The organism is Rhizobium sp. BIGb0125 (assembly GCF_024810055.1).
Lineage (GTDB): Bacteria > Pseudomonadota > Alphaproteobacteria > Rhizobiales > Rhizobiaceae > Agrobacterium.
On the sequence record NZ_JANUDV010000002.1, the window covers coordinates 356449 to 377483 of the forward strand.

22 protein-coding genes are annotated in these 21035 nt (G+C 54.9%); 14 read left to right on the forward strand and 8 right to left on the reverse strand.

Annotated features, from left to right (window positions below; all coding sequences use genetic code 11):
* Positions 1–8: 8 nt before the first annotated feature.
* On the forward strand, positions 9–857 hold the full coding sequence (locus M2418_RS05720; RefSeq protein ID WP_259145386.1) for a 23S rRNA (adenine(2030)-N(6))-methyltransferase RlmJ: 849 nt from the start codon (positions 9–11) through the stop codon (positions 855–857).
* A 21-nt stretch (positions 858–878) separates the two neighbouring features.
* Here M2418_RS05720 and M2418_RS05725 read toward each other — a convergent pair whose 3' ends face one another.
* Positions 879–1826, reverse strand: a complete 948-nt coding sequence (locus M2418_RS05725; RefSeq protein WP_250983238.1) for a lysylphosphatidylglycerol synthase domain-containing protein — start codon at positions 1824–1826, stop codon at positions 879–881.
* A 356-nt stretch (positions 1827–2182) separates the two neighbouring features.
* On the opposite strand from M2418_RS05725, the gene M2418_RS05730 reads away from it, so the two are divergent.
* Positions 2183–2938 carry a ribonuclease T2 family protein gene (locus M2418_RS05730; RefSeq protein ID WP_259145895.1) on the forward strand — a complete coding sequence of 252 codons (756 nt, stop codon included), beginning with the start codon at positions 2183–2185 and terminating at the stop codon, positions 2936–2938.
* A 9-nt stretch (positions 2939–2947) separates the two neighbouring features.
* Positions 2948–3544, forward strand: a complete 597-nt coding sequence (locus M2418_RS05735) for a glutathione S-transferase (protein ID WP_259145387.1) — start codon at positions 2948–2950, stop codon at positions 3542–3544.
* 133 nt (positions 3545–3677) lie between these two features.
* On the opposite strand, the gene M2418_RS05740 is transcribed toward M2418_RS05735, so the two are convergent.
* Positions 3678–4331, reverse strand: a complete 654-nt coding sequence (locus tag M2418_RS05740) for an outer membrane protein (RefSeq protein ID WP_192487462.1) — start codon at positions 4329–4331, stop codon at positions 3678–3680.
* A gap of 372 nt (positions 4332–4703) precedes the next feature.
* Between M2418_RS05740 and M2418_RS05745 the strand changes: the two genes are divergently transcribed.
* The 5 genes from M2418_RS05745 (at position 4704) to M2418_RS05765 (ending at position 9025) form a co-directional block, all read left to right on the forward strand.
* On the forward strand, positions 4704–5468 hold the full coding sequence (locus tag M2418_RS05745; protein WP_259145388.1) for an SDR family oxidoreductase: 765 nt from the start codon (positions 4704–4706) through the stop codon (positions 5466–5468).
* A complete protein-coding gene (uvrC, locus tag M2418_RS05750; protein ID WP_259145389.1) occupies positions 5465–7507 on the forward strand; it encodes an excinuclease ABC subunit UvrC in 2043 nt (680 codons plus the stop codon). The genes M2418_RS05745 and uvrC overlap by 4 nt, the downstream gene beginning before the upstream one ends.
* A 102-nt stretch (positions 7508–7609) precedes the next feature.
* Positions 7610–8197, forward strand: a complete 588-nt coding sequence (gene pgsA, locus M2418_RS05755) for a CDP-diacylglycerol--glycerol-3-phosphate 3-phosphatidyltransferase (protein WP_250982935.1) — start codon at positions 7610–7612, stop codon at positions 8195–8197.
* Positions 8197–8451, forward strand: coding sequence for a molybdopterin converting factor subunit 1 (gene moaD, locus M2418_RS05760; RefSeq protein WP_192487458.1), 255 nt, complete (start codon positions 8197–8199; stop codon positions 8449–8451). The genes pgsA and moaD overlap by 1 nt, the downstream gene beginning before the upstream one ends.
* Before the next feature lie 112 nt (positions 8452–8563).
* Positions 8564–9025, forward strand: coding sequence for a molybdenum cofactor biosynthesis protein MoaE (locus tag M2418_RS05765; RefSeq protein WP_259145390.1), 462 nt, complete (start codon positions 8564–8566; stop codon positions 9023–9025).
* Positions 9026–9037: 12 nt separating this feature from the next.
* Here M2418_RS05765 and M2418_RS05770 read toward each other — a convergent pair whose 3' ends face one another.
* Positions 9038–9934, reverse strand: coding sequence for a branched-chain amino acid ABC transporter permease (locus tag M2418_RS05770; protein WP_259145896.1), 897 nt, complete (start codon positions 9932–9934; stop codon positions 9038–9040).
* Positions 9935–9999: 65 nt separating this feature from the next.
* Here M2418_RS05770 and M2418_RS05775 point away from each other — a divergent pair, with 65 nt between their 5' ends.
* Together M2418_RS05775 and M2418_RS05780 are read left to right on the forward strand one after the other, a co-directional pair.
* Positions 10000–10548 (forward strand): CGNR zinc finger domain-containing protein, encoded by a 549-nt coding sequence (locus tag M2418_RS05775; RefSeq protein ID WP_259145394.1) that lies wholly within the window; start codon positions 10000–10002, stop codon positions 10546–10548.
* A complete protein-coding gene (locus M2418_RS05780; protein WP_259145395.1) occupies positions 10545–11051 on the forward strand; it encodes a hypothetical protein in 507 nt (168 codons plus the stop codon). The genes M2418_RS05775 and M2418_RS05780 overlap by 4 nt, the downstream gene beginning before the upstream one ends.
* Positions 11052–11177: 126 nt before the next feature.
* Here M2418_RS05780 and ndk read toward each other — a convergent pair whose 3' ends face one another.
* Together ndk and M2418_RS05790 are read right to left on the reverse strand one after the other, a co-directional pair.
* On the reverse strand, positions 11178–11600 hold the full coding sequence (gene ndk, locus M2418_RS05785; RefSeq protein WP_018898730.1) for a nucleoside-diphosphate kinase: 423 nt from the start codon (positions 11598–11600) through the stop codon (positions 11178–11180).
* 82 nt (positions 11601–11682) lie between these two features.
* On the reverse strand, positions 11683–12372 hold the full coding sequence (locus tag M2418_RS05790; RefSeq protein ID WP_259145398.1) for a glutathione S-transferase family protein: 690 nt from the start codon (positions 12370–12372) through the stop codon (positions 11683–11685).
* Between the two features lie 230 nt (positions 12373–12602).
* Between M2418_RS05790 and M2418_RS05795 the strand changes: the two genes are divergently transcribed.
* The 4 genes from M2418_RS05795 to M2418_RS05810 all read left to right on the forward strand — a co-directional run bounded on the left by M2418_RS05795 (position 12603) and on the right by M2418_RS05810 (position 17676).
* Positions 12603–13688: a GGDEF domain-containing protein gene (locus M2418_RS05795; protein WP_259145400.1), complete on the forward strand. Its 1086-nt coding sequence runs from the start codon at positions 12603–12605 to the stop codon at positions 13686–13688.
* An 82-nt stretch (positions 13689–13770) separates the two neighbouring features.
* A complete protein-coding gene (locus M2418_RS05800; protein WP_259145401.1) occupies positions 13771–15654 on the forward strand; it encodes an ABC-F family ATP-binding cassette domain-containing protein in 1884 nt (627 codons plus the stop codon).
* A gap of 104 nt (positions 15655–15758) precedes the next feature.
* The gene (locus tag M2418_RS05805) at positions 15759–16604 is read left to right on the forward strand and encodes a polysaccharide deacetylase family protein (protein WP_259145405.1); all 846 of its coding nucleotides are present in this window, start codon (positions 15759–15761) and stop codon (positions 16602–16604) included.
* Positions 16605–16749: 145 nt separating this feature from the next.
* The gene (locus tag M2418_RS05810) at positions 16750–17676 is read left to right on the forward strand and encodes a Gfo/Idh/MocA family protein (protein WP_250982942.1); all 927 of its coding nucleotides are present in this window, start codon (positions 16750–16752) and stop codon (positions 17674–17676) included.
* A gap of 57 nt (positions 17677–17733) precedes the next feature.
* Here the strand turns inward: M2418_RS05810 and M2418_RS05815 are convergent, their stop codons facing one another.
* From M2418_RS05815 to M2418_RS05825, 3 genes are all read right to left on the reverse strand, one after another.
* Positions 17734–18765 (reverse strand): sensor domain-containing diguanylate cyclase, encoded by a 1032-nt coding sequence (locus M2418_RS05815; protein WP_259145408.1) that lies wholly within the window; start codon positions 18763–18765, stop codon positions 17734–17736.
* A gap of 222 nt (positions 18766–18987) precedes the next feature.
* The gene (locus M2418_RS05820) at positions 18988–19437 is read right to left on the reverse strand and encodes a DNA polymerase III subunit chi (protein ID WP_192487449.1); all 450 of its coding nucleotides are present in this window, start codon (positions 19435–19437) and stop codon (positions 18988–18990) included.
* Between the two features lie 89 nt (positions 19438–19526).
* On the reverse strand, positions 19527–21017 hold the full coding sequence (locus M2418_RS05825; RefSeq protein WP_259145409.1) for a leucyl aminopeptidase: 1491 nt from the start codon (positions 21015–21017) through the stop codon (positions 19527–19529).
* Positions 21018–21035 lie beyond the last annotated feature (18 nt).

Below are 21035 nucleotides of genomic sequence, written 5' to 3' on the forward strand. Positions count from 1 at the left end.
CGGCACGCATGAATTACCGCCATATCTATCACGCAGGCAATTTTGCCGATGTTCTCAAACACGCGGTTCTGGCGCGGCTGGTTCGTTACCAGCAGAACAAGGACAAGGCTTTCCGGGTTCTGGATACCCATGCCGGTATCGGGCTTTATGACCTGTCCTCCGAAGAGGCGCAGAAGACAGGCGAATGGCAGACCGGCATTGGCAAGCTCATGCAGGCGGAGCTTGCCGCCCCTGTCGCCGATCTCTTGGAACCTTACCTCTCCGCCGTCCGGGAACTGAACCCCGATGGTGGCGTCAAGCTTTATCCCGGATCACCCAAGCTGACCCGCCTCTTGTTGCGCCCGCAGGACCGGTTGTCCGCCATGGAACTGCATCCGGACGACGCCCGAGCATTATCGCGCCAGTTCGAAGGGGATTTTCAGGTTCGTGTTACCGAGCTGGATGGCTGGCTGGCGTTAGGCGCCCACCTGCCACCTAAGGAAAAGCGCGGCCTCATTCTGGTCGACCCACCCTTTGAGATAGCCGGTGAATATGAGCGTCTGGTGGATGGCCTTGCCAAAGCTTACCGACGTTTTGCAACAGGCACCTATTGCCTGTGGTATCCCATCAAAAAAGGCGCACCGATCAAGGACTTTCACGAGCAATTGCAAGCGCTCGAAATTCCAAAGATGCTGTGTGCCGAACTTTCCGTGCGTAGCGACCGCGAAGAGGGATTGAGCGGGTCCGGCCTTATCATCGTCAACCCACCCTTCACCCTGAAAGATGAGTTGCACACGTTATTGCCTGTGTTGAAAACCATCATGGCGCAGGATCGTTATGCGTCCCAGCGTGCGTTCTGGTTGCGCGGCGAGGCCTGAAACCTCGCCGGCCGCGTGGTGTCAGCCACTCGTAGACGGTTCGTCCGGCTCGGACAATTTTGCCCGTTCAAACAGCAGAATGACGATCAGCCCCATGACCAAGGGGATGATCAGGTAAAACAGGCGGAACACCAGAAGAGCAGCAATGACATCTGCCGGGTTCATATCCGGCAGGCCGGTGACGAACAACAGTTCGAGCACGCCAAGGCCACCCGGGGCATGGGAAATCAAGGCCGCAGAAAAAGACACCAGGAAGATGCCGAGAATAACCATGTAGCCGGGGTTACCGGCTTCCGGCAACGCAAAATAGATAATGCCAGCCGCACCGATCAACTCCAGCGGACCGATGATAAGCTGTTGTGCGACCAAGGGCGGGGCCGGATAGGGAAACACACGGCTTCCAATTTTTAGAGGGCGTGGTCTCAGCAGACTTCCGGCGACATAGATGCCGCAAAGCACCAACAATATGCAGCCAGTTGTCCTTGAAGCACCAACCGGCAGCAGGTCACCGAAGCGTTCGGTGATGTCTGGTTCATAAACCAGCACCAGACCGGTCAGGAACATTGTGCCGAAGAAAAAGGTAAAGGAGCACATGGCCACCAGAATACCCACTTCCGTGCCACTGAGACCTTTCGACGTATAAGCGCGGTACCGCACCACAGCGCCTGAGAACACCGACGCACCGACATTGTGCGACAAGGCGTAAGTGGTGAACGAGGTCAGTGTAATAAAAAGAAGGTTCACTTTACGGCCAAGATGCTGCAAGGCGATCCGGTCATATCCGGCAAGGGCGGCGTAGGCCAGAAGTGTTGAAAGTGCAGAAAGCGACCAGCCTTTCCACGAAATCGCTGTTAGGCTGTCCCAGACATCATCAAGCGATAATCCGCGTACTTCATGGTAAAGCAGCCATATCGAGAACCCTATCGTCGCGAGGCCGACGACCGGCCATAGATATTTCTTCACTTTCATACGCACATGCCCGCTCGTTCCTCCCGGCAGCGTCACTGCCTTGTTCACACTCCATCCTATCCATCAGCGTGATCACTGATGAATAACGCGACGAGACGACAAAAGGCTGCACAGCCTTTTCATCTTTCCGCACGCCAACGAATTAAAAGATTCGTCCAACTTTAGTCGTTATCTGAATAAACTTTCAACCTTTACCATCGCGTTTATCGTATCAAACAATAGTTGAAATCCCTCCAGAAAATGCGCGATGGCCCCGTTTTTCTGGGGTGTAAAGCTGATATAAAGTTGAAACACATTTCAGTTATCCATTCAGGTAATTGCCCTATGCCTCATGCCTACGAACGTCCTTGCTGCCCATGAAACAATATGCAGGCATAATCGCGCTTGGCGTGATGGCGGTGGCCGCGGCAGTTTTCTTTCGTGAGGAAGCGCCTGCTCCTCAAAAACCGGCAGCGCCTTCACCCCAAATTAAGACTGGTAACAACACGCAGACAACCAGCACCGCACCAGTTGGCACGCCGACACGCACCCTGCCCAAGTCCACAGATTTTGATTTTTACGTGCTGTCCCTGTCATGGTCGCCCAGTTACTGCGCGAGTTCCGAAGGCGCGGGCAACCGTCAGCAATGCGGCACCAACCGCCGTTATGGTTTTGTGGTGCATGGCCTGTGGCCACAAAATGAGAATGGCTACCCGCAGTTTTGTTCAAGCAGCGAGCCAGAACGCGTTCCCGATGCGCTGGGCAGATCGATGTTCGACATCATGCCGTCAATGGGGCTGATCGGTCACCAGTGGCGTAAACACGGTTCCTGCTCCGGGCATTCGCAAAAGGACTATTTTGCTACCACACGGGCTGCCTTCGACGCGGTAAAGTTGCCGCAGACGATTTCACAAGGCCAGAACAATCAAACAATCTCTGCCGACGGGCTGGAGAAGGCGTTCATTGCCGCCAATCCGCGCATGAGCCAACAGGGTATCTCAATCAGCTGCGACGGCGGACGTTTTGAAGAGGTCCGCATCTGCCTCACCCAGGATTTGCAGTTTCGCGCCTGTCAGCAAGTCGACAGGCAAGGCTGCCAGACAAAACAAATGACCATTCCCCCCATCCGATAGGAAACATCCATGGAACTGCTTTATTCCCCCGCCTCTCCCTATTCCGCCAAGGTGCGTATGGCTGCCCGCTATCTTAATCTCGGCATCAAGGACGTCAGCGTCGATACCAATGCCGAACCGGCGACGCTGATCGACAATAATCCGCTTGGTAAAATCCCAACCTTGCTATTGGATGACGGGAATTCGGTTTATGACAGCGTCGCCATCATGCATTATCTCGACAGACTTTCGCTTGGAAAACTCTATCCAAAAAAACATCAAAAACGCGCCGATGCGGAAATCCTCGAAGCACTGTGCGACGGCGTAATGGATTGTCTGCTCGCCATTGTTTACGAGCGCCGTTTCCGTCCGGAAGAAAAAATCCACCAGCCATGGATCGACAAGCAGTGGAGCAAAGTTACCCGCGCGCTTGACTATCTCAACGCCAACCTGCCCAAAACAGGTAAGAAGCTGAATGGCGGCCATTTCGCGCTTGCCGCGATGATCGGTTATCTCGACCTGCGTTTTGCGGGCGAATGGGCAACCGGCCGCGAAGACCTGGCCGCCTGGCCAGACAAATTCGGCAAGCGCTTCAAGGACTATGCCGAGATGAAGACACCGGCGTAATTAAAACCGAAATGCAAGAAGAGCAGAGAGGCCCGCCTCTCTGCTCTTTTTATTGCACGGTTTGCATCCAATAAAAGCGCATAAAAAACCGGGGCTGTTGGCCCCGGTTTTCTTTTAATCGCGTTTCCGCAGATTAGAACTTCACGCCGATACCGACCTTAACGCTGTGGTCGTCGTAACCACGGGAGAAGGAACCAGAATCAAGTGTGTAGTCCTTCTTAGCGTAGTCAGAGTAACGGTACTCAAGACGAGCTGTGATGTTGTCGGTTACGAGAGCTTCAACACCTGCACCAACGGTGTAGCCGAGTGCTGTTGCGCTGTCGCTGGACGTTGCGTCACGCAGCTTGTTCTCGGAGATTGCGAGACCACCCGTACCGTAGATCAGGAATGGGTTCATATCGTAACCAACGCGAGCACGCAGCGAGCCGTTTACGCCCTGCTTGCCGGAAAGACCGGTGCCAACTGCACCAGCAGAACCGCTTTCATCGCCGAGGCCGATGTCTGCTTCTGCACCGTAGACGATCTGGCCATTCTGCCAGTTGTAACCGCCGTACAGACCGCCGCCGAAGCCCTTGGCATCGCGACCGTCGTTGCTGCTGCTAAAGCGGCCCCAATCATAGTTTACGGTACCACCAACGTAAGCGCCGGACCAATCGGAAACCGGTGCTGGCTGCTCATAAGCAACTGGTGCCTGTGGAACTTCGTTGACCGCGTCAGCCGCCTTGGCTGCCGAGAAAGCTCCTGCTGCCATCGTGGAAGCCATAAGAGTTGCAACAAAAATACGCATGTCATTCTCCTTTTCACCACCGCATTGTGCGCTAAACCAAAGTCTCAACGCGGTTAAAAACAGTTAGGTTCCCTGCCCTTCTGGAAATTGAAAATGATGGGTGAATGAGGAGATCAAAAAGCCAAACTGTGAATTCTTTGTGGCGCGGCAGTGACTGAAGTTTGACGTTGCTAAAATACAACGAATTTTTGTTAAGGATAACACTTCATTAAATTCAGAACAGTCGATTTTTACATGTATTTATTTAAAATAAACGCCAAATATACTTAAAACCCTATTCCTGTATAACCCGAAACGGCGCTGTACAGGGCTTCGAAATTTGATTTATATCGTCTTCCTATATACTTAGATGCAGATATAAAGCCGGTTTCGATGGAAAAAATACCCAAAACAGTCTTGATCACCGGCGCTTCCAGACGACTTGGGCGGGCAATTGCCGAAGATATGGCGGCTCACGGCTTCGCTATTGCTGTCCATGCACGCTCTTCCATACACGAAGCAGAAGAGTTCGCTAATACAATAAGGCGCAACGGTGGCAAAGCGCAGGCTTTTGCGGCAGACCTCGCCGATATCGCCTCGACATCCGATTTGATGGAAAAGGCCAGTAATGCGCTTGGTCCTATCGGAATTCTCATCAATAACGCCTCGATTTTCCGAAGCGACTCGGCTGATACATTCGATTCGGCGACATTTGACGCACATTTTGCCGTTCATGTCCGTGCGCCGTCCATTCTGGCAGCCGGATTGATGCACCAGTTGCCGCAGGACATGAACGGGCTGATCGTCAACATTATTGACCAGCGCGTCTGGGCACTCAATCCACGCTTTTATTCTTATACCTTGTCTAAATCTGCACTTTGGACAGCAACGCAGACCATGGCGCAGGCCTTTGCACCACGCGTGCGGGTAAATGCCATTGGCCCTGGTCCGTCATTTAGAAGTGAAAGACAGCGACCACAGGACTTTCAGGCGCAGATCGACGGCCTTATATTAAAGAGAGGACCGCAGCCGGATGAATTCGGCCGCACGGTTCGTTTTCTTTTTGACACACCGTCTATCACCGGGCAGATGATCGCCCTTGATGGCGGGCAACACCTCGCTTGGGAAACCCCTGACGTGGCGGAGATACCTGAATGAACGGACAGAAGCTGCCCGAGGGCGGCATTCTCTTCGATGAAACCGACGATGATGAAGATGACGCCATTGCTTCGTCCCCTGAGAGCGAAGTCGCAAGCGTTGGCGCATCCATTGACTGGTCTGCCGGATGGAAAAATGAAACTGGCCTGAAGGGCATGGACCTGATTGCCGAGTTTGTGAAACACCTGCCGAACCGGCCGGGCGTTTATCGCATGTTCAACGACGCAGGCGACGTGCTTTACGTCGGCAAGGCGCGTTCGCTGAAAAAGCGTGTCGGCAATTACGCCCAGGGCCGCTTCCACTCCAACCGAATTGGCCAAATGGTGCGGCTGACGGTGAATATGGAGTTTGTCACCACCCGCACGGAAACCGAGGCTCTGCTGCTGGAAGCAAACCTCATCAAACGTCTGCGCCCACGGTTCAACGTGCTGCTGCGCGACGACAAGTCGTTTCCCTACATTCTGATTACGGCTGACAATCGCGCCCCTGCGATCTTCAAACATCGTGGCGCGCGCGCCCGTAAAGGCGATTATTTCGGGCCATTTGCATCGGCCGGTGCGGTTGGACGCACCATCAACTCGTTGCAACGGGCGTTTCTTATCCGCACCTGCACAGACAGTGTGTTTGAAACGCGCACCCGCCCCTGTCTGCTTTACCAAATCAAACGATGTTCCGGCCCCTGCACGCATGAAGTCAGCGATGCGGGGTATGCAGAACTTGTTCAGGAAGCCAAAGACTTCCTTTCGGGCAAAAGCCAAAGTGTAAAGACCGCGATTGCCCGGCAGATGAACGAAGCGGCGGAAGATCTGGATTTCGAGCGCGCTGCCGTCTACCGCGACAGGCTAGCAGCCCTAAGCCATGTGCAGAGCCATCAGGGCATCAACCCGGCTGGCATTGAAGAAGCTGACGTGTTTGCCATTCATCACGAAGGTGGCATTTCCTGTATCCAGGTGTTCTTTTTCCGCACCGGACAGAACTGGGGTAACCGCGCCTATTTTCCGAAAGCCGATCCTTCTTTGCCGCCTTCGGAGGTCCTCAACGCGTTTCTAGCGCAGTTTTACGACGACAAGCCGGTGCCAAGGCAAATCCTGCTTTCCGAGACAGTGGAAGAACAGGAACTGCTGGCGGCAGCACTTGGCGAAAAGGCCAACCACAAGGTCACGATCTCGGTGCCGCAACGCGGTGAGAAAAAGGATATCGTTGACCACGTACTGGGCAATGCACGTGAAGCGCATGGCCGCAAGCTGGCCGAAACGTCCTCTCAGGAGCGCTTGCTGAAAGGTTTTGCAGACACCTTCAACCTGTCTTATGTGCCACGCCGTATCGAAATCTACGATAACTCCCATATCATGGGCACCAATGCTGTTGGCGGCATGGTGGTGGCGGGACCGGAAGGTTTCGTGAAGAACCAGTATCGCAAATTCAACATCAAATCGACGGACATCACGCCCGGCGATGATTTTGGCATGATGCGCGAGGTGATGACCCGCCGGTTTTCACGCCTGTTGAAAGAGGAAGGCAAACCGGACCGCAACCAGGTAACGTCAACCGAGGATGCCGCTGACATGCCTTTCCCCGCATGGCCGGACGTTATCCTGATCGATGGTGGCCAAGGCCAGATGTCCGCGGTTCGTGGTATTCTGGATGAACTTGATATCCGCGATTGCGTCACAGCCATCGGTGTTGCCAAGGGTGTCGACCGTGATGCCGGCCGAGAGCGTTTTTTCGCCGACGGTCGCAGCGACTTTTCCCTGCCACCACGCGATCCGGTTCTCTACTTCATCCAGCGCATGCGCGATGAAGCGCACCGTTTTGCCATCGGCTCCCACCGGGCACGCCGCAAGAAAGAAATGATCAAGAATCCGCTGGATGAAATCAGCGGTATTGGCCCGGGCCGCAAACGCGCGCTTTTGCAGCACTTCGGTACGGCAAAAGCCGTTTCACGGGCCGGTCTCAACGACCTGATGAATGTAACCGGCATTTCCGAGGCGGTTGCCCGGCAGGTTTATAATCATTTTCACGAAAATGGCGCAGAATGACGATCTCCTCGTCATCTGCTTGCTAAAAAAAACACAAACAGATGTTGACGCTGACAGCGTGCGGCTTCATCTAAAGCTGAAATTCCGTAAGGCAGGTTCTCAATGGCTTCTCGCGCGTACAATATTCCGAATCTTCTTACCTATGCCCGTATTCTGGCCGTACCGGTCATTGTGCTGTGCTTCTTTGTGGAAGGACAGCTGGCAAGCTCGGATTTTGCGCGCTGGACAGCCCTGTGGATTTTTATCGTCGCTTCGATCACCGACTTTCTCGATGGCTATCTGGCACGTATCTGGAACCAGACATCCAACATCGGCCGCATGCTTGATCCGATTGCCGACAAGCTGCTGATTGCCTCCGTTCTTTTGTTGATGGCAGCAGATGGCACGATTGCCGGTTGGTCGGTATGGGCCGCCATTACTATTCTGTGCCGTGAAATCCTTGTTTCCGGCCTGCGCGAATATCTCGCTGCATTGAAGGTGTCCGTTCCGGTCACGCAGATCGCCAAGTGGAAGACCACCATCCAGATGGTGGCCATTGCCTTCCTGCTGGCCGGTCCTGCCGGCGACAAGGTTCTACCTTACACCACCGAAACTGGTATCGGCCTGTTGTGGCTTGCCGCAGCACTGACGATTTACACTGGCTATGACTATTTCAGAGCTGGCCTCAAGCACATCGTGGACGCTGAATAATGACACGTCTCGTTTATTTCGCCTGGGTTCGGGAGAAGATTGGCACGGCCGAAGAGGAGCTGGATATCCCCGCTTCGGTCAAAACAGCAGGTGATCTGCTGGCCTATCTGACCACACTTGGCGAGAATTACGAGGCGGCGTTTGAATTTCCGCACGCCATCCGCGTCGCGGTCAATCAGGAACATATCGACCACGATGAAAGCATCGAGGGCGCACGCGAAATCGGCATTTTTCCACCGATGACCGGCGGCTGATTAAGATGGAAGGGCGCAGCACCCCTTCCCTCAACTCTGTGCTTGTCACAGCAATAAGGGTGTCCGTCGTTACACCCCCGGCCAACTCAGTAAGAGCTGTTACGAGTACACCATGACGATCAAGCCGACCATCCGTGTGCAGTCCGATGATTTCGATGCAAACGCTGAAGCAAAAAAGCTGACCGACAATGACCGCAGCATTGGCGCGGTCGTTACCTTTACCGGTCTTTGCCGTGACGACGGCGGCACGCTATCTGCACTGGAACTTGAGCATTATCCGGGCATGGCGGAAGCGGAACTGAACCGCATTGCTACGCTCGCCATTGAACGTTTTGACCTTCTTGGTCTCACGGCCATCCACCGTTTTGGCAAAATCCCAACCGGCGACAACATCGTTCTGGTTATTGCCGCCTCGCGTCATCGGCAGGCAGCCTTTGATGGCGCAAACTTCGTGATGGACTATCTGAAAACATCCGCGCCGTTCTGGAAAAAGGAACATGGCAAGGATGGAAGCACCGGTGAATGGATCAATGCCAAAAACACAGATGAAACGGCCAAGGACAAGTGGCGCTAAGCACCACAATCCCTATGGTCTTTGAGTTTCGCTTCTGCGGATCACCAACCAGACCACGAGACCAAGCAGCACGGCTGCGTCGCGCCACATGACCGGGCCATAGCCACCCCACAGGGTTTCTGCCACTCCGATACTTGCCGCGCCATAGGCAGAGGAAAGCGGACTGGAATAACCGCCGGCCGCCGAGATCAGCACGATCTTCAACCCGAATGTCAGCCCAGCGCCAAAGTCCATATTGCCATAATAGCTGGTCGCAAAAATCGCGGCGATGGCGGCAAGGCAGGCGGCCAGACAATAGGACAGCAAAAGGATACGGCCGGAATTGACACCACATAGCTCGGCTGCAAAGGCATCATTCGCCACAGCTTTCCATTGCCGCCCAAAGGTCGAGATGCGCAGATAATAATTTGTCAGCGCAATCAGGCATATAAAAACCACCGTGTTGAAAAGCTGCACGGCCGTCACCGTCAGGGAAAAGCCCTGATAGGAGAACAGCACAATCGGTCCCTGAAAAAGAGGCGGCAGCCACAAGACCCGCGTATTGGCGGCAAGCCGCGCGCCCTCCATCAGGGCAATCAACACGCCAAGACCTGCCACCAAGACCGCATTGGGCGAAGCCATCACCAAGGGGCGAATGATCGTGCGTCCGACGGCCACGCCAGCCCACAGCCCAGCCAACAGCGCAAAGGCTGCGCCAAAAGCCAAGGTGGCTGGCAGGATAAGCCACAGCTGGTTCCAGCCGAAATCGGCAAACAGCAGATAGGTCTGGCCGGCAAAAGCGAAGATTGCGCCGTAGGTCACATCGGCACGCCGGGTCAGGGAAAAAACGATCGTGTAACCAAAGGCCAGCACGGCATAAAGCGCTGCAATGGGGATGGCATTCAAAAGCTGCTGCACGAAATACGCCATCACGCCGCCCTCAACTGTCGCATTATTATAACTGGTAAAAGTCATTTTAATAGTTATAATTTGGCATGGATTTTTCGTGGACACCACACCGATTTTCTGGCGGCGCGCTTGCCCTTGATGTGGCAAACAGTGTGATTTTGCGATTTTCTCCCGAAAAATCTCTCGACCGGTTTGCCGTCCCCGCGCAGATCGATAGTTTTGCGGCCGCCGCAAGTGCGCTGAGCGGTGACCAAAAACACGGTGCTGAGTTGGTGCCGACAGAGGCACGCAATCGTCCCATTCTGCTTTCGCTGCGTGAGGCAACTGACAGCTACTTCCGAATGGCGGTCTCGGGAATTGATGACCGCCTGTTATTGGCGCGGTTGCTGGAGACGGCTGCGGCTGCGCTTCGCCATGCGCCGCACGATCAATCGCTGGAGGCCGCAACCGCCAGATCAGCGCTGCAGCTGATTGCCGGCACCGAGCGGCAGCGGATCAGGATTTGTGGCAATTGCGGCTGGCTGTTCATTGACCGTAGCAAGAACCGTAGCCGCGTCTGGTGCGACATGGCCGTATGCGGCAACAGGCAAAAAGCTGCCCGTCACTATCATCGCACAAAGGAGGAAACGGCATGAAGAGGCTCAGCCTTGCATTGCTCCTTCTGGCTGCCGTGTCGATGGCCAGTTGCCAGCGCGAAGACCATGGCGACATCGCCAAACTGTCCGGCCGCATGTTTGTGTTCAATTACCGGGTGGCAAGCGCCAATTATCTGGTCACGCTGCAACCGTTGGCACCGATCACTGCCGGCAGCACGGCAGAGGTGGAATTTGAAAATCCCCGCGGCGGTGCTCCTCTCTCGACCGTCGAGAAGCTGTTTCCCAAAACGGAAAAAATTGTGCTGCAAAGCCCGCCAATTGAATGCGTCAAGAAGGGTCGACCTTACAAGGTGACGATCCGGCTGAAAGACGCCGATGGGCTGTTACGGCAAACGATCAAAACCAGCATAAGCTCGAACACCGATCAGTCACTGCTGCCGGCCAAGCCGCTGGTGGTCGGGCCGCTTTATACACCGAACCCGGATGTGTTTCGGAGCGATGGCACGACGGACATGAGCCCTGTTCAGGGTTGCCCGAAATAAAGCCAACGCCTCCAAAACCCTAATCACGCCAATAAAAAACGGAGCCTTTCGGCTCCGTTCTTCGATGTATTTCAGTTGCTTGAACCGTTTCCCTGAAAAGGTGATTCCGGTTGCTCACAAACTGATTCAGCCAACGATTTCTGTTTCTGCGAACCAGTAAGCGATTTCCTGAACAGCTGTTTCCGGAGCATCGGAACCGTGAACGGAGTTTTCGCCGATCGACAGAGCGAACTGCTTGCGGATGGTGCCTTCGTCAGCGTTTGCCGGGTTGGTAGCGCCCATGATTTCGCGATTCTTGAGGATAGCGTTTTCGCCTTCCAGAACCTGAACGATGGTCGGACCAGAGGTCATGCCTTCAACCAGTTCACCGAAGAAAGGACGCTCTTTGTGAACAGCGTAGAAGCCTTCAGCCTCGCGCTTGCTCATCCAGACGCGCTTGGACGCGATGATGCGCAGGCCGTTGTCTTCAAATACCTTGGTGATGGCGCCAGTGAGGTTACGCTTGGTTGCGTCCGGCTTGATCATCGAAAATGTGCGTTCAATCGCCATGTGTCCGTTTCCTTGTTCTTTAAAGAAAGTGGGCGGTGTTTACCCGCCCAAAGGCCCGAAAACAAGGGGGATCGCCCAAGTTTCATGCGGGTGTCACACTCCGGCCCCTCGCACCATAGAGATCAAGGCAACGCTCGAACCACTCTCGCACCGGGTCATCAGCGCCAAAAAGATCGACGCCGGAAACAATCCGTGCCCATTGCAAGGCACCAAACACGATGTAGTCGGCAAACAGCGGCCCGTCGCCACCGATAAAGGGCTGATAGCCCAAAGTGCGGCGCAACGGTTCCAGTTTCTGCGGGAAGGTCGCAATTTCAGCATCCCGCTCCGCACTGGCCTCTTCCAGCGATTTACCAAGAGCCCGTGTCCGGCTTTCGCGGAAATAGACCTGATCCTTCAGTTCCAGCATGTCATGAATATCCACAACCGCAATGCGAACAATTGCCGGGTGCAATGTGGTTTGCGACCAGCTCTCAATCATCCGTGCCATGGCCTTGCCGCCTTCGCCATTAAACAGCGACGGCCGTTCCGGGTAGGCTTCATCGAGATAGAGAGCAATCTGGAAACTGTCATTCACCAGATAGTCGCCGTCACGCAGGATAGGAACGGTTTTTGAAAAGCCGCCCTCTACATCGGGAATGGCGCTAAAAGGCAGTGGTCTTTCTTCAAAATCCAGCCCTTTATGCCCCAGTGAGAGAACTGTTTTCCAGCAATGTGGTGAAAAAGGCCGGGCCGTATCCTTGCCACAAAGGGAATAAAGCGTTCTCGACATTCAGTGTTCTCCTGGCTGCTATTCGCCCTATCAAATCTCATCTTCTGACCATGATCAAATCAGCAATTATCATAGCGCCTATCAATAATAACAATAACGAAGCATCGTTCCCTAAATACAGAATTCTGTAGTGAGGCCTTTATTCAATTTTAAGGAGAGTTTGTCATAAGACGATGGAATTGCTGCAATAACCATCAAAAATACAAGTAATCGCAAATATACGTAATTGCTTGGGCATCATTTCGTTCGACAAGGGGACCAAGACGGATATGGGCGCAGAACTGGCTAAAAAGGCGACAAAGAGTGTTGCCAGAAATAACCTCGTTGCTTCCAAGATCATCCAGTTCATGGCGAAGATGCATGTTGCCCCGATCCCTCGCAACTATGAATTGTTTTATGAGGTCTTGTCAGGCCACAACCCTGAAATGGGACGCGACATACTCGCGCTTGGCAATGCACCGCAGCAGCACGACCTTGACGAGATTGGCCTGAAATACAATCTGCCGGGGCATTGCGGCATTACCGCCGGCAAAGCTGCCTCCGAGATCAGCCGTACCATTGAACAGATTTCGCAGCGTCTGACTGTTGCGCTGCACCGCTCCACCACGCTTCTCGCTTCCTCGGGCCTCGATGCAGACCATATCGGCACGCAGGAAGAGCTATTGCATTTCGCCGCCTCGCTTCATGAGGAACAATCCAGCCTGCTGCATTTCGTGACCAAAGGCCTGGAAACCATGCAGGAGTGTGAGGCCAGCATTGAAAAGGCTCGCCATATTTCCTTGCGCGACCACTTGACGATGCTGCCCAATCGCATCGCTTTTGCTGAAAAACTCTCAGCCCTGTTCATTGACAAGCAACCGCAGACCCACTTTGCCATGCTGCTGGTCAATATCGACAATTTCCGTCATGTGAATGAGCGTTATGGCGCAACAGCCGGCAACCGTGCCCTGCGACGTCTGGCAGCCCTGTTCCGCAAATCGATCAAGAAGCAGGATTTTGTCGCCCGCACAGCTGGCAACGAGTTCGCCTTCCTGTTTTCCGAAGTACCGCTTAATGCAGCCGAAAACATCGCGGAGCGTCTGCGTCGCACCGTTGAATCGCTGCGCTTTATCAACAAGACCGGACAAGACGACAAACTGACCGTGTCGATCGGTGTCGCTGTTGTCGATGGACTGACCTCAGCCGCCGAGTTTTATGGCAATGCCGAAATTTCGTTGCTGGCGGCGCGCAGCCGTGAAGGCAACTGTGTGGTTCCCTATTCGCGGGACGTCGCCAAACGTTCGCGCAACAGCTATCTGCTGCAAATCGGCGCCTGAATTCAAAAGCCCTCAAATTCCTGACGTAAACTGTGGCTTTCACGCTCTTGCCTTAAGCCAAGAGTTCAGCCAAAACGGCGCCATGATTACGATTAGCGACCTTTCAGCCCGCATTGCCGGACGCCTTCTTCTTGACCACGCCAGCGTGACACTGCCGTCCGGCACCAAAGCCGGTCTGGTGGGACGCAATGGCGCTGGAAAATCCACCCTGTTCCGGGTGATTACCGGCGACATGGGCGCTGAAAGCGGCGCTGTCACCATTCCTAAAAACGCACGCATCGGTCAGGTGGCCCAGGAAGCGCCTGGCACCGAGGACAGTCTGATCGAGATTGTTCTGGCGGCCGACAAGGAACGTGCTTCACTGCTGCTGGAATCTGAAACCGCAACGGATCCGCATCGCATTGCGGAAATCCAGATGCGGCTTGTCGATATCGACGCCCATTCGGCGGAGGCGCGCGCCTCCAGCATTCTGGCCGGTCTCGGCTTCAACCAGGAAGCACAGCTTCGCCCGGCATCGTCATTTTCCGGCGGCTGGCGCATGCGTGTGGCGCTAGCATCCGTGCTGTTTGCGCAACCGGACCTGTTGCTGCTCGACGAACCGACCAACTATCTCGACCTTGAAGGTACGCTGTGGCTGGAAGATTATATCCGTCGTTATCCCTACACGGTTATCATCATCAGCCACGACCGTGACCTGTTGAACAATGCGGTCAATGCCATTGTGCATCTGGACCAAAAAAAGCTGACCTTCTATCGCGGCGGTTACGACCAGTTTGAGCGCCAGAAGGCCGAAAACGACGAACTGCAGATGAAGGCCAAGGCAAAGAATGATGCCGCGCGCAAACACCTGCAGAGCTTTATCGACCGTTTCAAGGCCAAGGCCTCCAAGGCAAAACAGGCTCAGAGCCGCGTCAAGGCTCTGGAGCGCATGGGGACCGTCGCGTCCGTGATCGAAGATCACGTGCAGCCGATCACTTTCCCGGAACCGGAAAAGCAACCCGCCTCGCCCATCGTTGCGATCAATGGCGGCGCCGTTGGTTATACGCCGGGCAACCCCATCCTCAAGGGATTGAACCTACGCATCGACAATGACGACCGTATTGCGCTTCTGGGTTCCAACGGTAACGGCAAATCGACATTTGCCAAGTTTATCTCTGGCAAGCTGGCCCCTGAAAGCGGTGACCTGCGACTGGCGCCGTCCCTCAAGATCGGCTTTTTCGCGCAGCACCAGCTGGATGATCTCATCCCGGATGAAACGCCGGTGGAACATGTGCGCAAGCTGATGCCGCAGGCACCGGAAGCCAAGGTGCGCGCCCGCGTTGCGCAGATGGGTCTGGCCACGGAAAAGATGGCAACGGCTGCCAAGGATCTGTCCGGTGGTGAAAAAGCCCGCCTGCTGATGGGCCTGGCCGCGTTCCACGCGCCAAACCTGCTGATCCTCGACGAACCGACCAACCATCTGGATATCGACAGCCGCCGCGCCTTGATTGAGGCACTGAACGATTATGATGGTGCAGTCATCCTGATCTCGCACGATCGCCACCTGATCGAGGCAACCGTTGACCGGTTGTGGCTGGTAAACAACGGCACCGTGACGACCTTTGAAGGCGACATGGATGAATACCGTGACCTCATCGTTTCCTCGGGTAAAAAAAAAGAAGAAAAAATTGAAGTCGCAGTAGATGCGGCTTCAAAGGCGGACCAGCGCAAGGCGAATGCTGAAAAGCGTGCCACGCTGGCGCCACTGAAGAAAAAGATCAATGAAATCGAATCGCTGACAGCAAAACTTGAGAAGCTGATTCAGTCTCTCGATGCGGAACTCGCAAACCCTGCCCTTTACGAAAAGGCGCCAGCCAAGGCTGCGCAGAAGGTGAAGGAACGTGGTGAAGCCGCCGCCAAGCTTTCCGATGCGGAGGAGCAATGGCTGCTGCTTTCCAGCGAATATGAAGAGGCGATGGCCGGTTAAAATCTTACGCGACCGTTAAAAAGCGCGCAGTGAAGTAACCAGTCATTAACCATAATCGGAGAAAGTCGCAGGCACTTAAGCCTGCTCTTTTTTCGAGAATCTTCATGCTGTTACGCGCCATTTCCGCCGCCGCACTTGTGTCTGTCTGCCTGTCCGGTTGCGCCGGGAAACCCAATCTTAATGGCGCCTCGCTGAAGACCTCTTTTGCCGCGACCATGCCGGCCCATGGCCCTGTTCATGCCAATGACCCCGTTGCGCTGTCGCCTGTTGCATGGATGCGCCCCGGAAGCTCATTTGGCCTGGCCGGACGCGATATCGTCGTTTCATCCTTCTCGGATATCAGCCTTGCCAACAAGGAAGTGGTATTGAGTTTTGACGACGGCCCGGTACCTGGCAAAACGGAAAGCATTCTGGCGACGCTGGACGAGTTTGGCGTGAAAGCCACTTTCCTGATGGTTGGCGAAATGGCCAAAAGCCATCCTGACATTGCCAAGAAGGTTGTCGCCGACGGTCACAGTATCGGCAGCCACACCTATCGCCACCCCAATCTGCGCAGCCTGTCGTTTGATCAGGCAATGTCGGAAATCTCCCGTGGTGCGAATGCCGTTGCGACAGCAACGGATACGGACGCAGCGTTCTTCCGCTTTCCTTATCTGGCCGACACCGGACGCCTGCGCCACGCGCTCGACAGCCGTGGCATGGTCATCATGGACGTACAGGTCGATTCGAAGGATTACTTCAAGGATTCACCAGCCATTGTTGCCTCGCGTACAATGGACGCATTGCGCCACCGTGGCAGCGGCATTATCCTGATGCATGACATTCACAAGCGCACCGCCAGCATGCTGCCAGCCTTGCTGACACAGCTTAGGGCCGAAGGCTATAAAGTCGTACATTTGCGCTACAAGAAGCCAGACGCAAAACCGATGCTGATGGCCGGAATTATCTGAAGAACCGCTATTTTACAGGCAAATTGCGACCAATCCAAAACTTGCACATGGATTGGCCCGAGCCATCTTGCTCACCTTCATCTTTCTGCTACAACCTTGTAAAATAATATTTATAGTGTGAACAGTCAGACGGATTATAGCAATCATGCCAAGTACAAAGCTCGCCATCGTTGGCGTCGGTAAAATCGTCCGGGACCAGCATCTCCCGGCTATTGCCAGCAACCCGGATTTCAATCTGATCGCGACAGCAAGCCGTCACGGCACTGTTGAAGGCATCCCTTCCTACGGCACAATCGACGCATTGCTGGAGGCCGTGCCTGAGCTTGAGGCAGTATCGCTGTGCATGCCGCCACAGTACCGTTACGAAGCCGCACACAAAGCGTTGATGGCTGGTAAACACGTCTTCCTTGAAAAGCCACCGGGCGCCACCCTGTCGGAAGTGCAGGATCTCGTGCGCATTGCCGATTCCAAGGGTCTTTCACTGTTTGCAAGCTGGCACTCGCGTTATGCCCCCGCTGTAGAGGCTGCCAAGTCCTTCCTCGCCTCCACCAAGCTCAACAGCGTTCATGTGATCTGGAAAGAAGACGTGCGCCACTGGCACCCCAACCAGGCATGGATCTGGCAGGCTGGCGGCCTTGGCGTGTTTGACCCCGGCATCAATGCGCTGTCGATCATCACCCATATCCTGCCGCGCGCCTTGTTCATCACCAAGGCTACGCTCGAGTTTCCGGAAAACCGTGATGCGCCAATTGCCGCCGACATCCATTTTGCCGACGTGACCGGCCTTGATGTGCACGCCGAGTTTGACTGGCGCCAGACCGGCAAGCAGAGCTGGGATATTGTTGCCGAAACCGACGCTGGCCAGATGGTGCTGTCTGAAGGCGGCGCGAAACTGTCGATCAACGGCGAGTTGAAGTTTGCCGAACCGGAACGGGAATATCCGGCGCTTTACGAACGTTTTGCCGAGATCATCAAGGCGAAGCAGTCGGATGTCGATCTGGCACCACTGACCCATGTTGCCGATGCTTTCCTGCTCGGACGTCACAAGTTCGTGGATTCCTTCTACGACTGATGTGCTTCCTTCCGCGCCGCGATCGGTCGTGGCGCGGGAGACCCCGACTGAGTTTGATCAGTTCGTGCGGCAGACGAAGCGGTCGCGGCCTTCGGCCTTCGCCTGATACAGCGCCTTGTCGACGGTGCGCAGCAAGGTTCCCAAATCACGTCCTGCCTCTGGCGCAATGGCGCCACCAATGCTCAATCGGGCATGAACGAGATGTTCTCCATCGGCATCGAAGGGTTCGCGGAATGCCACCAGCAACCGGTCTGCAAGTTCGCCCAGCTTCTCTGGACCAACCGGCCTTGGAATAAAGATCGCAAACTCGTCGCCACCAACACGGATCACCACATCCTCGGCGCGAACCGTCTCGCGTATACGTATGGCAGCTTCCTGCAATACCGTGTCACCAGCGCTGTGGCCGAGCGTGTCATTGATCGCCTTGAAGCCATCCATATCGAGGTAGAGCGCACCAAAGAACTGGTCGTCGCGCAATGCGGCATTGAGCTGCAGCGTCACGAGATGGTCAAGCGCCTTGCGGTTAAAGAACCCTGTCAACGGATCGGTCATGGCAGCCGTTTTCAAATCTTGTTCGGCTAGGCTCATGGTGAAATTAGCGCGCTGCAACCGCAACAGTGCTGCCGCCAACACAGCAAACCGTTGGAGGCTTTCAATCTCATTGGGTGAAAGCTGGCGAGGTTGCGTGTCAACAATGCAGAAAGTCCCCACTACGAGCCCTGCGTCAAGCTCGATCGGCACGCCTGCATAAAACCGCAGGCAAGGCCCGGCCTTCACATAGGGCAAGTCCTTCAATTCAGAGTGCACGCTCAGGTCGGGTACGATCAACGTTTTTTGGGTAGTTATAACTTTGGTGCAAATCGAAATATCGCGAGAGCAGTCCGAAAACGGCATACCGGCCTGGCAAGCAATGTGCAGCCAATCCTCATCCACGATATGAACCGCAGCCCGGGTTGTTGAGAACACACTTTGCCCAAGTTCAGACAGGGCAGAAAGTTCAGGAGTCGCTTCAATTCCAAAAGGCAGTATCGAACGTACGGCCATCAATCGTTCAGTTTCGTTTTCCGGCACTGGAACGGTTTGACCCATTATGTCTCCTCTCCCGCCCAATTCGAGGAGATGACTTCCCTCAAGCAAGGCTCACGACCAGCAAACATTAGCCGTAACTACAAAATTAAACAAAGATTTATCAGCAGACTAGGGTCTCGTTCCACCCGAGAAACAACCCGTAATTATTTCCATTGATATGTTGGGTCGGCACCGTACCGCTGCCGATGAAACTGCCCTTGTCAGGCAGATATGGCGCAAGCGTTAGGCTTTTTTCTGCCAGCGGCCTTCTGGCGATTGCTGCCAGTAGGTGAGGTTATGCCCCTCGCCTTTCAGTTTTTTCCACTGGGCGCGTGCGCCCTCAAGCTGGGTTGCATCATACCCGTCGAACATGAAGACGATACGTTCATAGGAATCAATCGACGGTGGTTCGGCACCATCAACGATAAACCGCACGCTGGCCTGATTGATGTTGTCGGGAGATGACGTCAGCAGAACCGGCTGGTTTGCAGCCTCATCCGACGCTTCGGTGGCATGCGGCAGAAAACTGTCATCGCGAAATGTCCACAGATGCGTGTCGAGTACATCGCGCCGATCATCAGCTGCGGTCTGGACCACAACTTTCCATCCGCGCTCCAGGCTTTTTTCAAGCAAAGGCGGCAGGGCATCCTCCAGCTTCGATTCCGTCAGATGGTAGAAAAGAACTTCCGTCATCGGAATGCCCATGCCTTTATTCGTTATGCTTCAAATCGCTGTATAACATACCGCCCTAGGGGTATTGCCCTTGGGCGGTACGATGATGATCAATCTTCGTAGTGGGCGCGAACCAGCTCGTTCAGCAGACGCACACCGTAGCCGGAACCCCAGGACTGGTTGATCTCGGTTAGTGGCGAACCCATTGCGGTGCCGGCAATGTCGAGATGCGCCCAAGGCGTGTCACCAACAAAACGCTTAAGGAACTGGGCAGCAGTGATCGAACCGGCCAGACGTCCAGCACTGTTCTTCATGTCGGCAAACTTGGAATCAATGATCTTGTCATAGTCCTTGCCGAGAGGCAGACGCCACAGTTTTTCTTCGGTCACGTCACCGGCAGTACTCAAGCGGGCAGACAGTTCATCATCATTGGAGAACAGACCAGCCTGCAGATTGCCGAGAGCAACCGTCACCGCACCGGTCAGAGTGGCAAGATTGATCATGAATTTTGGCTTGAATCGGTCATTTGTGTACCACAGCGCATCAGCCAGCACGAGGCGACCTTCGGCATCGGTATTGATGATTTCGATTGTCTGACCGGACATCGAGGTGACGATGTCACCCGGACGCTGGGCATTGCCGTCAGGCATGTTTTCAACCAGACCGATGACGCCAACCACATTGACCTTGGCCTTGCGGGCCGCCAGCACATGCATGAGGCCGGTCACGGCCGCAGCGCCACCCATGTCGCCCTTCATGTCTTCCATGCCAGCACCTGGCTTCAGCGAGATACCACCGGTATCGAACACCACGCCCTTGCCGACGAAGGCAATCGGCTCATCCTTCTTGGAGCCACCCTTCCACTGCATGACTGCGAGACGTGGTGGGCGAACCGAACCTTGAGCCACGCCGAGCAGTGCGCCCATGCCGAGCTTCTTCATTTCCTTTTCGCCCAGGATTTCGACTTCGACGCCGAGCTTCTGCAGTTCAACAGCCTTGTCGGCGAATTCTTCTGGGCCAAGCACGTTTGGTGGGAGGTTGACCAGTTCGCGGGCGAGATTGACGCCATCGGCAACGGCCTGCGCCGTCTTAAACGCCTTTTCGGCAGCGTCATGCGCTGTCGTTACAATGGTAATTTCAACCGTCTTCGGTGTCTTTTCATCGTCGGACTTCTTCTTGGTCTTGTAAGCGTCAAATGAATAGGCGCGCAGCAACAGGCCAAGCGCGATGCCGCTTGCAGCTTCACCATCCACATCCACGCCTGGTGCATCGGCATAGATCACGACCTTGCTGGCCTTCTTGAAGTTGGCGGCAGCGACACCTCCAGCACGCAGCCAGTCATGGGCGGTCAGCTTTCCAGCCTTGCCGAGACCCAGCACAACAATACGGTCAGCATCGGAATTATGCGGCGCAAGGACATCCAGCACGCTCATCGACTTGGCCGAAAAGCCCGCAATCTTCGCCGCCTTCGGAATCACACCACCGGGATCAGCCTGCTGGGTACCGGCGGGCGCATCTTCCCCTGCCGCTTGCAGCAATACGGCAATGGCATCTTCAAGGGCAGCAGATTTGGCGAAAGAGATATTGAACTTGGCGGACATGATTTTCCTGCTCGTACA

Excerpts from the sequence above, each read along its gene's own strand:
- M2418_RS05805 (WP_259145405.1), top strand. The coding sequence starts at position 15,759 with ATGCTGTTACGCGCCATTTCCGCCGCCGCACTTGTGTCTGTCTGCCTG.
- M2418_RS05810 (WP_250982942.1), top strand. The coding sequence starts at position 16,750 with ATGCCAAGTACAAAGCTCGCCATCGTTGGCGTCGGTAAAATCGTCCGG.
- M2418_RS05725 (WP_250983238.1), bottom strand. The coding sequence starts at position 1,826 with ATGAAAGTGAAGAAATATCTATGGCCGGTCGTCGGCCTCGCGACGATA.
- pgsA (WP_250982935.1), top strand. The coding sequence starts at position 7,610 with ATGGCTTCTCGCGCGTACAATATTCCGAATCTTCTTACCTATGCCCGT.
- M2418_RS05770 (WP_259145896.1), bottom strand. The coding sequence starts at position 9,934 with ATGGCGTATTTCGTGCAGCAGCTTTTGAATGCCATCCCCATTGCAGCG.
- M2418_RS05730 (WP_259145895.1), top strand. The coding sequence starts at position 2,183 with ATGAAACAATATGCAGGCATAATCGCGCTTGGCGTGATGGCGGTGGCC.
- M2418_RS05800 (WP_259145401.1), top strand. The coding sequence starts at position 13,771 with ATGATTACGATTAGCGACCTTTCAGCCCGCATTGCCGGACGCCTTCTT.
- M2418_RS05790 (WP_259145398.1), bottom strand. The coding sequence starts at position 12,372 with ATGTCGAGAACGCTTTATTCCCTTTGTGGCAAGGATACGGCCCGGCCT.
- M2418_RS05740 (WP_192487462.1), bottom strand. The coding sequence starts at position 4,331 with ATGCGTATTTTTGTTGCAACTCTTATGGCTTCCACGATGGCAGCAGGA.
- M2418_RS05735 (WP_259145387.1), top strand. The coding sequence starts at position 2,948 with ATGGAACTGCTTTATTCCCCCGCCTCTCCCTATTCCGCCAAGGTGCGT.
- M2418_RS05745 (WP_259145388.1), top strand. The coding sequence starts at position 4,704 with ATGGAAAAAATACCCAAAACAGTCTTGATCACCGGCGCTTCCAGACGA.
- moaD (WP_192487458.1), top strand. The coding sequence starts at position 8,197 with ATGACACGTCTCGTTTATTTCGCCTGGGTTCGGGAGAAGATTGGCACG.
- M2418_RS05720 (WP_259145386.1), top strand. The coding sequence starts at position 9 with ATGAATTACCGCCATATCTATCACGCAGGCAATTTTGCCGATGTTCTC.
- M2418_RS05820 (WP_192487449.1), bottom strand. The coding sequence starts at position 19,437 with ATGACGGAAGTTCTTTTCTACCATCTGACGGAATCGAAGCTGGAGGAT.
- uvrC (WP_259145389.1), top strand. The coding sequence starts at position 5,465 with ATGAACGGACAGAAGCTGCCCGAGGGCGGCATTCTCTTCGATGAAACC.
- M2418_RS05765 (WP_259145390.1), top strand. The coding sequence starts at position 8,564 with ATGACGATCAAGCCGACCATCCGTGTGCAGTCCGATGATTTCGATGCA.
- M2418_RS05815 (WP_259145408.1), bottom strand. The coding sequence starts at position 18,765 with ATGGGTCAAACCGTTCCAGTGCCGGAAAACGAAACTGAACGATTGATG.
- M2418_RS05775 (WP_259145394.1), top strand. The coding sequence starts at position 10,000 with ATGGATTTTTCGTGGACACCACACCGATTTTCTGGCGGCGCGCTTGCC.
- M2418_RS05780 (WP_259145395.1), top strand. The coding sequence starts at position 10,545 with ATGAAGAGGCTCAGCCTTGCATTGCTCCTTCTGGCTGCCGTGTCGATG.
- ndk (WP_018898730.1), bottom strand. The coding sequence starts at position 11,600 with ATGGCGATTGAACGCACATTTTCGATGATCAAGCCGGACGCAACCAAG.
- M2418_RS05825 (WP_259145409.1), bottom strand. The coding sequence starts at position 21,017 with ATGTCCGCCAAGTTCAATATCTCTTTCGCCAAATCTGCTGCCCTTGAA.